13 protein-coding genes are annotated in these 14222 nt (G+C 65.0%); 8 read left to right on the top strand and 5 right to left on the bottom strand.

What is annotated here, in order from left to right; all coding sequences use genetic code 11:
- Window positions 1-420 precede the first annotated feature (420 nt).
- The 4 genes from NBW77_RS22105 (at window position 421) to NBW77_RS15270 (ending at window position 1708) form a co-directional block, all read left to right on the top strand.
- A complete protein-coding gene (locus tag NBW77_RS22105; protein ID WP_207386757.1) occupies window positions 421-522 on the top strand; it encodes a CCE_0567 family metalloprotein in 102 nt (33 codons plus the stop codon).
- A complete protein-coding gene (locus NBW77_RS15280) occupies window positions 519-623 on the top strand; it encodes a CCE_0567 family metalloprotein (RefSeq protein ID WP_207386758.1) in 105 nt (34 codons plus the stop codon). The genes NBW77_RS22105 and NBW77_RS15280 overlap by 4 nt, the downstream gene beginning before the upstream one ends.
- Before the next feature lie 17 nt (window positions 624-640).
- Complete coding sequence (fdxB, locus tag NBW77_RS15275; protein WP_131744786.1) at window positions 641-940, top strand: ferredoxin III, nif-specific; 300 nt, start codon at window positions 641-643, stop codon at window positions 938-940.
- Window positions 941-1417: 477 nt separating this feature from the next.
- Window positions 1418-1708, top strand: a complete 291-nt coding sequence (locus NBW77_RS15270) for an FDXHR family putative zinc-binding protein (protein WP_131744787.1) — start codon at window positions 1418-1420, stop codon at window positions 1706-1708.
- 207 nt (window positions 1709-1915) lie between these two features.
- Here NBW77_RS15270 and NBW77_RS15265 read toward each other — a convergent pair whose 3' ends face one another.
- Complete coding sequence (locus tag NBW77_RS15265) at window positions 1916-2899, bottom strand: hypothetical protein (RefSeq protein WP_131744788.1); 984 nt, start codon at window positions 2897-2899, stop codon at window positions 1916-1918.
- Between the two features lie 585 nt (window positions 2900-3484).
- Here NBW77_RS15265 and NBW77_RS15260 point away from each other — a divergent pair.
- Complete coding sequence (locus NBW77_RS15260; RefSeq protein WP_131744789.1) at window positions 3485-4699, top strand: ABC transporter substrate-binding protein; 1215 nt, start codon at window positions 3485-3487, stop codon at window positions 4697-4699.
- A 76-nt stretch (window positions 4700-4775) separates the two neighbouring features.
- Here NBW77_RS15260 and NBW77_RS15255 read toward each other — a convergent pair whose 3' ends face one another.
- On the bottom strand, window positions 4776-6578 hold the full coding sequence (locus NBW77_RS15255; RefSeq protein WP_131744790.1) for a putative glycosyltransferase family protein: 1803 nt from the start codon (window positions 6576-6578) through the stop codon (window positions 4776-4778).
- 490 nt (window positions 6579-7068) lie between these two features.
- Window positions 7069-7950, bottom strand: a complete 882-nt coding sequence (locus tag NBW77_RS15250; RefSeq protein ID WP_131744791.1) for a NifU family protein — start codon at window positions 7948-7950, stop codon at window positions 7069-7071.
- A gap of 605 nt (window positions 7951-8555) precedes the next feature.
- Here NBW77_RS15250 and NBW77_RS15245 point away from each other — a divergent pair.
- Window positions 8556-10208, top strand: a complete 1653-nt coding sequence (locus tag NBW77_RS15245) for a glycosyltransferase family 2 protein (RefSeq protein ID WP_250279910.1) — start codon at window positions 8556-8558, stop codon at window positions 10206-10208.
- A gap of 156 nt (window positions 10209-10364) precedes the next feature.
- Here the strand turns inward: NBW77_RS15245 and NBW77_RS15240 are convergent, their stop codons facing one another.
- Window positions 10365-10844, bottom strand: coding sequence for a hypothetical protein (locus NBW77_RS15240; protein ID WP_250279909.1), 480 nt, complete (start codon window positions 10842-10844; stop codon window positions 10365-10367).
- Between the two features lie 452 nt (window positions 10845-11296).
- The gene (locus NBW77_RS15235; RefSeq protein ID WP_131744793.1) at window positions 11297-12001 is read right to left on the bottom strand and encodes a M50 family metallopeptidase; all 705 of its coding nucleotides are present in this window, start codon (window positions 11999-12001) and stop codon (window positions 11297-11299) included.
- 339 nt (window positions 12002-12340) lie between these two features.
- Between NBW77_RS15235 and NBW77_RS15230 the strand changes: the two genes are divergently transcribed.
- Window positions 12341-13489, top strand: a complete 1149-nt coding sequence (locus NBW77_RS15230) for a hypothetical protein (RefSeq protein WP_165485749.1) — start codon at window positions 12341-12343, stop codon at window positions 13487-13489.
- A 100-nt stretch (window positions 13490-13589) separates the two neighbouring features.
- Window positions 13590-14222 (top strand): ArnT family glycosyltransferase (locus NBW77_RS15225; RefSeq protein WP_250279908.1); only part of this gene is annotated, 633 nt, incomplete at its 3' end.

Here is a 14222-nt window from a genome sequence, read left to right as displayed (position 1 = left end):
AGGGTGTCCGGACAACCCAAAGGCTACCCGAGCGTTCAAGGGCGGGAAAGAATCTGGAATCAGGAATTCGGAGAGTAATATTCGCTGTCAACCCGGTTCGGATACAGATTGCGCAGAAATGACGGCGGACCTGCGGGAAAACGTGTCCGGTAACCACTTTCGACGTACGCCTAAGGTGACTCATTGTAATGGAAGGTTATCCCAGCCGACTGGCTGGCGCGACTTCGGTATTGTACAAATTTGTACCATATACCCGATTTTATCGTCCGGCTTGCGCTGAGACGGTAAGCGAGCGTGACCTCTGTCGAGGTGTCCTGCTGGGCTTGTCGGCTCGTCGGACGAGGACGAGTGGACCCGTGTGTCCAGCCCTTTTCCTCAGCTTCCGTCCGCGCACTGCGGACATACGATGGAACCGCGACAATGAGCGATATCGGCGACATCAAGGCCAGGGTCAAGAAGCTGTCCGCCCGCGCGACCCAGGCCGAGATGGATCCGCACGACCTGTTCATAAGCTGCCCGTGAACAGGTCGAAAATCATGGATGTCGCCCAGAAAACATACGAGGCCCACACCGCACTGGACGCCGCCGGCCAGGAGCTGAAGGCCCTCGACCCGACCTTCTGAGACCGAGGAGACTTTGCATGAGCCACGTTCAGTTCGCCACCCGAGACGCCAGCCCGTGGGTGCCTCACTACATCATGGCCATCGACCAGAAGAAATGTATCGGCTGCGGCCGGTGCTTCAAGGTGTGCGGCCAGGGCGTCCTGAAGCTGATGGGCGTCAACGAGGACGGTGACCTGGTCGACCCCATGGACGAGGACGAGGAAGTCGAACGCAATGTGATGATTATCGAGGCTGGCGGCAACTGCATCGGCTGTAGCGCCTGCGTCCGGGTGTGCAGTCCGCGCTGCCACACCTACGCACCGGCGGAAGCGGCCTGACCGGACGGTTTCCGCTGATCGAGGCGACCGGGAACTGCCGGTGACCCGGCAGTTCCTCCTCCTGCTCTCTCCGGGCACATGTCCCGCTACCGACGGCTCGGGGTCGGTGGTACAGCGTCAGCCGGTATCAGGATGACCTGCCCCACGCCTGGCCGCGCAGCCGCCGGGGTCTCTGGCACCTGGCCCTTCCTCCCCGTGGTGGGCTGTCTCCGGCGTTCAGCGCGTATATCAGCTCGGTGAGATCGGCTCGATGGGTCGCGAAGTCGATGATCCGCGGGAGTGCCTCGGGCATGATCGCACGGGTTTCCTCAGGGCGAACCGGCGTCTCGGTCCCATCCGAGAAGTATCGTCGAGCATCGGCGAGCCCCCACCGTGGAGTCGGTGGGCCCGTACCCACGTCGCGCCGGATTCTCCGGATCGGACAGAATCATGGTCGGCAAAGGACACGAGCTCGGACACGCGTGAGGGAGTGAGTCATTGGCTGGCCGGGACGTCGACTACGACCGCCCGACGCTGCTGAGCTGTGGGCGGTGCGACGTACGCTGGACGGCGTTGACCGCCGCCCACTGCGCAAACTGCCACGAGACCTTCGCCGGGGTGAACACGGGGTTCGACGCCCACCGGGTCGACAGCCAGTGCGTCCCACCCGACCAGGTCGGTTTACGCCTGGACGGCGGCTACTGGATCGGCGGCGGCGAGCGTTCCCCGGGCAGGATCCTGCGGGCGTCGACCCGTCCCGGGATACTTCGCCAGGGTCTCGTGAGCTGATGCGTACGACGGGACTGGGGCATGCAGGTCGAGTGACCCGGCGACGATGCGGCAGCCGTTCGTCCACGAGGTCGCCGAGAAACACACCGTGAGGCAGCGAATCGCGCAGACGCTCCGGGTGGACCGGCTCGACGCCTCATGACCGAATGATCTCCGAGATGACCGAATGACCTCCGAGGCACGAGTGCGTGCGCTTGAACGTTGCGCCTAGAAGTTGCACCGTCCGCCGCCGCGGCCGAAGTCGGGGCGGGCGAAGTCGAAGTCCATGTGGTTGTTCGTGCCGGCGATGCCGCGAAGATCATAGATGCACTGGTGGCCGGTTGCTGTGTCGTCGACGGTGACCCGCTGGGACCCGGCATACATTGCCCCGGTGGTCCAGCCCGCACCACCGAGACTGTAGGTGACCGCGAAGGAGGAGATCGGGTAGCCCGTGGACGAACGGGCGTCGCCACCGAAGACGGTAAACCTGATCTGGTCCTTGGGCGGTGTCGACCCGCCTCTCGTCACGTTGCCGGTGATCTCGGCCGTGCCCGGGTCCGCGAGGGTCGCAAGCTTGATCGATCCCACGTAAGGGGAATACGTCCAGCCATTCGCCCGGTGGTTGAACTGGTCGACGTAGAAACGGGAGTGTACATACTCCTGGTCGCGGGTGACGTCCGGGTAGAACTCCACGGAAAGCCCGGCGGCGCGTGCACCCCAGTCTGTTTTCAGTGAACCGCCGTTGACCAGATCCGGCTGGGTGTCAGGCATGAAGTAGCCGTTCGGAAAAACGGTACCTGCCCCGACGGGGAAACGGGTGTAGGTGGTGTAGCTTCCGCGTACCTCGCAGGCATTCACAAAGGTGTCACCGGTGCCGGTCCGGGGGTCGTAGTTCTGGCAGGGCAGATACGGCTGGGCGGTTGAGCCGAGGACCAGGTCGACGCCGACCGCGCCCGAGATCAGGACGGCCCGCCCGTCACGGTCAGTGAAACCGCTGAACGGTATGGCCACTCCGGTGCCGCGTGAGGCGTCACCTCTGTACTGAGTGGAGTCGGCTGCCTGGGCTGGCGTGGACTGAGCCAGCAAGATGAGGGTGACGAAAACAAGTGTGATCGTAGCGACGCGGCGCCTGCCGTAGGCTGCGCGGGCGTGACCTGCGCTGACCGCCGGAAAGATTTTCCGCCGGATGAGCGGCTGGCACGAGCGTGTCATCCTCCGCCTTTTCTCTGGGTGTTGGAATGCCGTGGCTTCCACTGTCGGTGCGAGTCGACGACTCCGGTATCGAGATTAGTACGTAAGTGAAAAATCCTTATTCCGGACAGATGAACAGTGGGCACGTAATGGCCAGAAAAATCTACATGAATTTGGATTCTTGTTCTCGTTCGATTGTATTCGACACGTCAGCAGTTTGTCGGTGAATCCGGTGACCGGTGGGCGTGGACAGCACTGCTCGATGGCTCGCTCCGACCGGGCCGGACGGGCGGGTGCGGCTACTGGCACCGACCGTAGCCGCCATTTTGATCATGATCCAGGTCGTCGATCTTCCGGGAGGCGGATGGACGAAAGGGCTTGACGGTCATCGTCCGAGACATCAGATTTGGCTGAATCATTTTCCGCTTAACGCCATGGAGATGGCTCTGGTGCCACGAAGGAGGTCGTACTCCTAGGGATCGCGTGACCAGGCCGGCCTGCTGCGTCGCCGTCGATGGACGGTCGGAGCTGTGATGCGGCGGCATGGCTGTAGCGGCCCTGTAGACACCTGTTCGCCATGGATTTTCTTGCAGGAGGTTAAAGACCGTGCGCAGAAAGTTACCCATCACCGTGGGCTTGGCAGGAGCGCTCGCGCTGACGCTGGTTGCATGTGGAAGCAGCTCGTCCGGGGGCAGCCCCGGGTCGACGGCCACCACAGGCCCCAAGCTGACCGGCGAGCCGGTCAAGGTCATGGTTATCACCGCGCTGTCCGGACCGTCGGAGGCGTTCAGCGAGATCCCGCCGGCGGTCAAGGCGGCCGCAACTGCGATCAACAAGGCGGGTGGCATCAAGGGCCGACCCGTTGAAGTCACCGCCTGTGACGATCAGTTCGACCCGAACAAGGCTGCCGACTGCGCGAACCAGGCGGTTACCGGTAAGTATCTGTTCGTGACCGGAACCTCCGCGAACGGTGATCGGTACATGCCGATCCTGGAGAAGGCGAAGATCCCCGTCGTCGGTGCGATCCCGAACAGCGCGAGCGAGCTGAAGAGCCCCTACTCGTACCCGTTCATCTCCGGCGTCATCGAGGTCGCGGGTGGTGGAACCGCCTGTGGCAAGCTCGGCAAGAAGACTCCGGGAGTCGCAGTCGTCGACCTGGCTGCCGGCCGTAACTCCGCGTCGCTGGTTACCCTGGGTCTCAAACCGTTCAACCTGCCGGCCCCCAAGAGCGTTTTCATCCCGCCGACCGCAACCGACTTCACGACCTATGCGGCCAACCTCAGTGGCACCGACTGCATCGACATGGTGCTCGGCGGCGGCGGCTTCGAGCGACTGGCCCAGGCGCTGCGCCAGTCCGGCAACAACGCGATCATGGCCTACGGCTCGTCCCAGGCCAGCCAGAAGCGGATCGACCGACTGGGCGCGGCCGCCAACGGCACGGTCTTCATCAGCCAGAACGCCGCGGTGAGCGATACCAGCATCCCCGCGGTGAAGAAGTTCCACGACGAGGCTGTTGCCAGCGGCGCGCCCGAGACCGAGCTGAGCGACCAGGGTCTGATCATGTGGGCGACCACCCACCTGGTGGCCGAGTTGGCTGCCAAGCTCACCACGATCGACGGGGAGAGCCTGGCCCAGGCACTCAACACAGCCGGCGACATCGACTACCCGCCCTTGGCGAAGGTCAACTTCGCCAAGCCGGTCCAGGTCATCTCGCCGGACAACCGGATCTTCTCGACCGACGTGCAGTTCTCGGAGGTCAAGGACGGCAAGCGCGTCCCGTTGTTCGACAACCAGTGGATCAACGTCCTCAACCCATCCTGACGCCTGCGTCGGCCGGACCCTCAGCCGGGGTCCGGCCGGCCAGCCGTGCCCTGCGTGCGGTGGCGGTCTGATCCACTTACGTCCGTGACGGCAGGCGCCAGATGTACACACCGTCGCGGAATTCCGGCTGACTTCCCACCAACAGCGTGACCGCGTCGCGGAGCTCGCCCCGGTGGTTCGCGGGGCCGAGCACGACCGCTCGCACGCCAAGTCGGGCGAAGTCACCCTGTGCCTGGGTGATCTGTGCCTGTGCGATCTGTGTCGGGGTCGGAACCCCGGCAAGCCCTCCTTTTTCAACGTCGATCAGTAGTTGTGCCGTTGCTGTCGGCCTTCGCCCACCCATATAGGCTTTGCCGTCGGGGCCAGGCCCGATGAAGTAGCCGCCAGGCATCGAGAAATGGAAGCGAGCGGCTGTCTGCCAGGCCATCGGCGCGGTCTGTATCCCGGTCGGGTAGGGGAGGACGAGTACGGTTGAACCCTTCGGGAGAATCTTGACCGCATCGGTGGTGAAGAACGTAGGGATATCGGGTGACCGTTCGATGGAGTATGGCCGTGGGACAAGCGGGAGAATGCAGACCACGGCGATCGTGACAGCTGTGAGCGACCCACCGTACCCGAGTCGGGAGGGCAGCCGATCGACAGCAAGGGCGAGCACCAGTCCGGCCATCAACGCTGTGCTCATGGAAAGCCTGTTGGGCAGCGCGGAGTCGAAGATCGGTATTTTGGCAACCAGGTTCCAGGGCAGCCGCAGACCTGTCTCGACCCCCTTGGCGAGCAGCGTGCTTCCCAGAGCGAGGACAGCCAGGAGCACGCCGGTGAGTCCGGCGATCCGCAACCTGAGATCCTGGAAGCCGAGGACAACTGCCAACACACACACGATCAGCAGGGGCCACCCGAGATAGTTCATGTACTCCGCAGGACCACCCTGGAACGTCGCGGCCTGCCTGGCCTGGGCCGACGACACGAGCAGCTGTCGCGCGGGAGGGACGTACAGGCCCGTCAGGTCGCTCTTGTAGAAATTGGCGAGAAATGGGCTCCCGTGGCTCCGGGGAGAACCGAAGAACTGAACTCCGAGAGGCAACGCGGTCAGGGCGAGACACGACAGTAATGAAATTGTCAATGCCCGGGTCGGGTTGATGGCCTGGCGGAGGAGACTCGGTCGACTTAATACCAGGACGGCAATCCCGAGTACGGCTGTTATCGCTGTTATGAACAGCACCTCTTCGCCGGTCAGCAGTTGCAGTCCAGCTCCGATACCCAGTAGAGTCCCGTTTCGGGAAGGCCCGCGTGAGCCTTTGAATATATCTACGACCAGGCATAGGAGTAGAGGGATTGCTGGTGCGAACAACGTACTCAGATGCCCAATACCAGCCCCGACGATGGCAGGCGAAAAACCGTAGACAACACCGGCGATAAATGCTGCGGTGGTTCGCACGGCGAGCCTGCACGCGAACAGGTAGGCGCCGAAAGCGGACAGCGAGAATGCCAGGACCACAAGCAGGTTGTAGGAGAAAACCGGCCCAGCGGCCAGGGTCAATGGTGTCAGCAACAGGCCTGGAACCAGGACGGAGGTGTTCCAGAGCGCGTTTATTCCTTCCGGTGCGTTCGCCAGGTGGGTGACGAACGGATCCGACAGGCTCACGACGGCGTGCGCGGTGTGGGCAAGCCACCAGCAGTACAGGCCGGTGTCATTCGAATTACCGGCGATGATGTTCCGGGTTGGATCCGACCATACATTGATGGTCAGCAGGAATGTCAGGATGAGATAGCTTGTCGCGATCAGCAGATGCGATCGCGTTCCCAGTAGTAGTCCCGGTTGGCGGGTGGCGTCGACGGCTTGGACCCGTGTTCCGATCTGCAGTGGGTAGGTCTCTCGCACGGGCGCTCTTCCGATATCTTCGGTAGATACATGGAACCGTGAACACAAGCGAATCGCAAGGCTGCCACCCAGCGGACTGGCACCTCGTACGTTAACACGGTCCGCGGATGGTCAGGCGGAAGCATCTCCGCGGTCTGTGTCAGCCGTGGGTTGCTGGACCCGTTCTCCAACACGAATGGCGGGTTCCGACGATTACGTTTGGTGACCGTTGATGGATGGGTGCGCGGAAGGGAACGCGTAGGAATACGGGTTTTGCCGGCCGGGGTGCCGCTTTTATTTCAGCTTGTCCTCCCGGCGGTCGTGCGCAGCCAGAACTTCCGAGGCGACGATCAGAACCGCCAGGATGACGCCGGTAGCCGGCACGGGCTAGCCTGTGAGGGTCACGGTGAGAACGCCGAGCGTGATGGCGGGACCAGAGTCGCAGGCCACGGGCGGTGTTCTCGGCTGGCATCGGATGCTCCCGGTGGACGGTCCGTCATCCTGATGGCGATCAGGAGAGTCGGATCCACACCTGGCCGTTGTCGATCCGCAGCGTCAACTGTTCCAGCTGTGCACCTGGTGCGTTCAGACAGGTACCGGACTGCGCGTCGTAGCAGAAGCCGTGCCTGGGGCAGGTGAGGGTTCCTGTCGTCGGGTCGAGCTTCGCCACGTTGATCGGGAGCCCCTGGTGGGCGCAGAGGTCGCGGTAGGCGATGAGCCGGCCGTCCAGGCTCACGACCACGACGTCGGCTTCGGTGCCGTCGGCCCGCTCAAGGTGCAGCGCCGTCATCTCGCTGCGGGTGAGGTCCGCGGCCATACCGACCGCTACCCACCCACCGTCACGGGTGCGTACGGACCCCAGGGGGATCAGCGTCGGCGCCGGCTCACCGGCGAGCATCACCACCCGGGCGACGGACCCGACTCCACCGACCAGAGCATCCTTGATCACCTCGCGCAGTGTGACCCCGGTCAGGGCGCGGCTGTTGCACGTTCCGCTCACCCGTAGGAATGCGGTGTCCCCGTTGATGCGGATCAGTTCCACGTCCCCGCCCTGTGCCCGCAGGTAGGGCCGGACCTTCTCCAGCGCCCGCAGCGACTCGGTCACCGAAGTCGGCTGGATGACCCCGTGAACATAGAACAACAGGTGCACAATCGGGTCGTCCGCGAGCTCGAACAGCAGTTCCCGGCCGCGAGAATCCCCGCGCAGCTTCCGGACGATCGCGTTGATCCCACTGCCGTGGAGCGCCTCGACGGCGTGTCGTAGCTGCTCGGCGCGTTGCCGCGCGATGGGTTCCAGGTCCCGGACGGCGGCTGCCGCCTCGGCCAGAGCCTCCGACAGCGCATCGAAGCCAGGTTCGTCCTGGGCGGGACCGCTCGGCCGGGTGCTGCTCATCGCTCGACTCCTTGTTCATGTCCGCCCTGCCCTGCGAACACAGCACGGACGACAGCGGTCCTTCTCTCGGCCGGCCTGCGGATCTGGTTGCCGGATCGTGCCGAGGAGGAGCCCTGGGCCCACCTGGTAGATCTTCGATTGCGAGGATCGGCGCCCAGGCAGGCTCTTGGACACAGCGTCGGGTCCGCTTCCATGATCTCATGGAAGCGGATTGGTATCGGTTGGGTCGATTGGGTATATGACCGCGGTCACGCGAGGCCGGCGGTTACCCACCCGGCACGTCAGGTTTCCGCCGGCCCGCCGGCCCGCCGGCCCGCCGGCCCGGAACGGTCGATGATCTGGACGTGCGGAGCCTGATCAACCCGAACTCCGCCTGAACTGTGGTCAATTTGCGGACACTCCTATCCGTCGAATCATATTTCCCGGTGTGATGGCGCGGTGTAGAACCGCCCGCGCGTTGGTCGCCGTTCATATCCGGTCCCGTGTCGCCGTCCGGAAACAACACATTCATTGCAACTTTTGCTGGTACTGCGCAGCCAGGCTCCGCCCGGTAACCGAACAGTCGAATGCGCTGAATGTTTAAATATTTCTCGAAAGGTGAAGATATGGCTCGCGATGTCGCGCCGGTCGGCGCTACCGCGTCGGCTCAGGACGATCAGGGTGACCTTTCGCAGTTGGTTCCTCGGCAGCGGGTATCGGTGGACGGTGCGCCGCGGGGACGCAGGGACACGCTCGCCGGCACTCTGGGTGGACGTCTGGGACCGGTGGCCGGCGTGATGGTTGTTGTGGTGGGTGCGCTCTACCTTGTCTGGCGGGCTGGCACCCTCGGCGGCACCGGCGTGATCGGCTACATGTTCTATGGCGCCGAGCTGGTGAGCTACCTGGCCGTTTCCTGGACAGCCGTGATGGTCGGCCGGATGCGGCCAGGCGTTGTCCGGCCGGTTGCGCCACCCGCGGGAACGCTTGACGTGTTCGTGACCGTATGCGGAGAGCCCGCCTCGATGGTTGAGCGGACGCTACGATTCGCCCTGGCGATCGACTACCCGCACCAGACCTACGTCCTCAACGACGGCCGCATCTCCGGCCGGAGGGACTGGCGGGACATCGACGAGCTCGCGGCCCGCCTCGGCGTACCGTGTTTCACTCGCCTCGACGGAACGTCCGGAAAGGCCGGGAACCTCAACCATGCGCTGGCCCGCACCGATGGTGACGCGGTTCTCACCCTTGACGCCGACCATCTTGTCGTCCCGGACGTCGGCGAGCAGATAGTTGGCTATCTGCGCGACACGGGCGTTGGTTTCGTCTGTACCGCGCAGTCTTTCGACACCGGGCGCGTCGACGTCCTGAACAATGCCGAGCCCATGTTCTACCGTTCCATCCAGCCGGCGAAGGACCGCGACAACAGTGCATTCTCCTGTGGCAACGGAACGCTTTACCGGAGATCTGCGCTCAAATCGGTCGGTGGATTCAGCGAATGGAACATCGTAGAGGACGTGCATACATCTTACGAGCTTCATGCCCGTGGTTGGACCAGCGTCTACCATGCCCGGCCGATCTCCGTCGGGACCGCGCCGGCGACCGCGGCGGTCTACGCCAAGCAACGCCTGCGTTGGGCCATGGACAGCATGCGTCTCCTGCTTTTCGACAACCCGCTGGTAAAGCCGGGCCTGCGGGGCTGGCAGCGGGCGCACTACCTGCACACCAGCCTCAGCTATCTGCTCGCCTCGGTTCAAATGATCTTTCTGGTAGGCCCACCGCTGGCCATCATCTTCCGCACCCGCATCTCCTCGGGAGCCTCTGCGCAGGCATACCTGCTGTACGCGGTGCCCTACCTGGTCAGCTCCCTCCTTTTCGTCGTCGCGTACGCAGGGCCCCGAGGCGCGGCCCGTACGGTGGGGAGCGCGTTGTTCAACGCCCCGCTGTATGCCATCGCGTTCACGCGGATCGCCCTCGGATACCGACCCCGCTCCTCCGGCACCACCCAGAAGGTCTTCCAGCCCAGGATGTCCGCGCTCGTCCTGCCGCAGATCGTATTCGCGCTCACGCTTGTCGCATCGATCGTCTTCTACGCGTTCGACACGCGCGCGGACCGTCCGGTACTCGCGCTCGGGTGGGCCGGGGTCCTACTGGTGACGATGGCCGGGCCGCTGTCCGCGGTCAGTGAGCGGCGCGCGGCGGTGGAACGGTGGCAGGTACCGATACGCGGGACGATCGTGCTCGCCGTGGGCCTGCTGTCGGTGCTGACGTTCATGGGCTGACGTTCATGGGCTGCATCATCGCCAGGCCAGGCTCAGGCCTGCCGATGATGCAGCCCGGCGACGCGATTATGGTTGTTCGCGCGTCGCCGGAGGCCTCAGGATGGTTCGCCGGCCAAAGGCGACGCGATTATGGTTGTTCGCGCGTCGCCGGAGGCCTCAGGATGGTTCGCAGATGAGCCCGAGTTCGTCCCGGACCGCCGGGTTGTCGAGCTTGTCGCAGCCGACCTCGGCGGTCCCCAACTCGACGACGGTCCAGCCGTTGCCGCCGTGGCGCAGCAGCACCGTCGCGGGGTCGGTTTCGCCCCCGGTCGGTATGATCCGGGCGACCGCGACGGTCGGGTCGATCGTGGACACGTGGATGTCGGTCACCCGGATGCTGTCCGGTTGGACCTCGCCCAGCAACGGGCTGGTACGTACCGCCCGGGCGATCTGTTCGTCAGTGGATGGCCTGACCTGCCGGATGGGCACCGCGGTGGCGGGCGTGCCCATGGCGACCGGGGAGTTGATGATCGGGGAGTCGGCGACCGACGCGGGCGACGGCGAGGAGGACGCCGTCAGCGCGTCGGTGGGCATTGCGATCACAGCCGCGACCGCGGTTGCGGCGAAGAACAGTTGCGGGACGGTCGGCCGGATCATTCGTGCCACCCGGCCGGTGAGACGCGGATCTGATGCAGGACGCATTACTTTCCGTGAGAGAATGATGGTGCGTGAGTATCTGATGTTCGGCGTGCGCTGGGCTGTCGGACCCCTCCGGTGTCGAGCCATGGAACAGCTCTACCCGTTCTGGCGCACCTGACTCATGTAACACATCTGACACCAGGCCGTCGACTGAGGGTAAAGAGCGGGTGATCAGCGGAATAGTCCCTGTACACCCGGCATGGGCGACCACTGTGGACAACATCACCGCCGGGGTGTCGGCCTGATGACACCGCGGCCGGGCGGAGCCTGCGGTCGACGTGAAGGCCAGTGTACGGAGATCCCCGGGCCCGCGGGCGGCGTGATCAACATGATCGTCCGCCGGGTACTGGCACGATCCGTCACCTGGTGTCGGATGGGAGCCTGCGGGAACGGGCATTCCGGTGGGGTGGTCAGCGCAGCAACAGCCGTGCTCCGCGGAACAGGCAGAGCAGCCCGACCATGCCGAAGACCGCGACCCAGACCGTTGCGGGGATGCGGGTGAGCTCGGCCATCGTATCCACGTCCGATGAGGACGCCCGTCCGCGGCGCTGCCGGTACAGGTCGAGAACGGAGCGCGGCCCGGACAGCAGCAGGAACCAGGCGAGGAAGCAGGCGAGGGCGCTCTGCGCCCCCGCGGACGCCGAACGCAGCACGAATACGACCGCGGCACCGGTCGAGACGACGGTCAGTATCCCGAACATGTTGCGGACGACAAGGAACAACGCGGCCAGCGCCATGACGGTGAGTATCAGCGTTGCCGTGACATGGCCGGTGTCCAGCAGAACCGCGGCGCCCAGCCCGAGTCCCGACGGAGCGGTGTAACCGGCTGCCGACACAAGAAGGTTGACCGGTCGGTTGGGCCGGCCATAGGAGCTGGTGAGGCCGGACGTGTCAGAGAACAGCCAGACCTCGACGCCCCAGCGTCCGAGAAGGTAGGAGAGAAGGGCGTGGCCGCCCTCGTGCGCGATCGTGTCGAGATGACCGGTGCCGCGCCATGTCCAGCTGGGTGTGACGGCCAGTAACGCGATGAGACCGGTCAGCACGACGATCCAGTGTGATGCCGGAGACCCGTTCACCACGACCATCGCCAGCCGGGTACCTGCGTGGATGTCCATGGCGTCCCCCCGGAGCGGTCGATCCCGTCCGGCCCCTTGTGCGAGCATGGGCCTGTATACGGCGATCTGATAGGTATCCAGCGCCTTCATCACACAGGATCGACGCGGAAACAACAACAGAATATCTGCCGATGAACTCCGGTAGCCCAATGATCTGGGATATATGATCATCGGGTCGGATGCGGTGGTCTGATGCGGAGTTCCGCCGACCGGGACGGGGCGGCGGTGGCTGCCGCGATCCAGGCGGGTGGCCGTCATCCAGGCGGGTGGCCGCGATCCAAAAGGACTTCCCAAGCTTTCCGAAAGCTTTCTCTCAGGCGGGACCGCCACGGTATGCACATGACACATGTGTGGTTGAGCCCGAGCCTCCCCGCTGACCCGGGCGCGATCGCCGAGGAGCTCGGGCCCGGGTACGACGTCCTCCCGCCGTCGGACGAGCCCCCGCTCGGGGGGCGAGTTCCGAACGACCCCGGCCCCGCCGGCGACGGGCTGTCCGGGTCGACACCACAGCCACAGGCACAGCCAGAACCGCAGGCACAGCCAGAACCGCGTCCACAACCGCAGCCGCCGGTCCGGACGGTCCTGGTTGTCACGATGTACGAACGGGAGCTGCTGCGGGTTCTTGCGACCAGGTCGGCGGACGCGATCCTGGTGCTGATCACACCGCCGGGCGTCGACGTTCCACCGGATCTCGGGGCCGAGGCCCGGCCCCAGGTGATCGGTTCGGCGTCGACGGTCGCGGACGTGGTCGCACTGATCCGTGCCGCACCCCTGGACGTACTCTCATCCGCCCAGGCGGGCGCGCCGTGGTGGGTCGGTGCGGCCCAGCCCGCCTCTGTGGCGGCGTCCGCGACAGCACCTCTGGCGGTATCCACAGCGGCGTTCGGTACGGAAGACAATCCGGTTGTGGGTGCTGGCCGCTCCCACAACCGGCGCAACGGGCTCATTGCCGCTGTGGCTGTGCTGGTAGTGGTCCTCGGTACCGCCGCCGGCGTCATGGCCGCCACGGGTGGGGGGGACGACACCAGCCAGGCTGCGGCGAACGGCCCGGTTGCCGCGGGCGAGGCCCCGGGCGGAGGGAGGTTCAACCGCCAGTTCCCGAACGGTGAGGTTCCTGAAGGTGGGTTCCCAAACGGCGGCAGGTTCCGCAACGGCTTCGGGTCATCGGTTGATCAGGAGAAGCTTCAGGCCTGCTTGAAGGAGAAGGGCATCACGGTTGACGACGCCAACGGGCAGTCCCGCCCGAACCTGACGGACTCCAACGCCCGCGAGGCGTTCCGGCAGTGTCTGTCGGAGCTGACCGGCGGTTCCGGTATCCGCGACGGTGCCCCCGGCGATGACCAGCCGGACGCCAACCAGCCGGGTGCCAACCAGCCGGACGGTTCCGGTGGTTCCGGCGGTCCCGGCGGGAACACTTCCGGCGGCGATTCCGGTTCGAATCCGGCCAAGTCCACTACGTTCCTCGCGTCGGCTTCCTCGCTGACGTGAGGAAGCCGTCACCCCCGTCACCACTGTCGGTACCGCCGTCAGCATTGTTGTTGCTACCAAGGGCGCGGCAGGTAAGCCCGCACATCGGGGAGATCACACGATGACCACGAACGTCGGCGACCTCAACTGGGGGTCGGTCACCGCCGGCGTCGACCTCCCGGCCCAGCGACAGGAGACGTTGTCGCAGCCTCCGGAGGGGTCCTCGAGCGGAACTCCGAGCGAGCCTCCGATCCGGCTGCCCCGGCTCCTGCGGGCACATGACACGGACCCATGGTGGACACGCCCGGCGCTGCTCGTCCTGCTGGCTGCGAGCGCTGTCCTCTATCTGTGGGGGCTTGGCGCGTCACGTGACGCCAACAGTTTCTACGCCGCGGCGGTGCAGGCCGGTACGCAGAGCTGGAAGGCGATGTTCTTCGGCTCGTTCGACTCCTCGAACTTCATCACCGTCGACAAGCCACCGGCCTCGCTGTGGGTCATGGCCCTGTCCGGGCGGATCTTCGGCTTCAACAGCTGGAGCATGCTCGTACCGGACGCGCTGGAGGGCGTGGCGTCCGTCGGCATCCTCTATCTCGCGGTTCGCCGCTGGATCGGCCCTCGGGCGGGCCTCGTCGCCGGCGCCATGCTGGCCCTGACCCCGGTCGCCGTGCTCATGTTCCGGTTCAACAACCCGGACGCCCTGCTTGTACTGCTGCTCGTAACCGCGGCCTACTGCGTGGTACGGGCGACCGAGGAG

It is taken from the genome of Frankia sp. Cppng1_Ct_nod (assembly GCF_920656135.1).
GTDB classification, from domain to species: Bacteria; Actinomycetota; Actinomycetes; order Frankiales; family Frankiaceae; genus Protofrankia; species Protofrankia meridionalis.
This window is presented reverse-complemented; position numbering and strand designations above follow the sequence as displayed.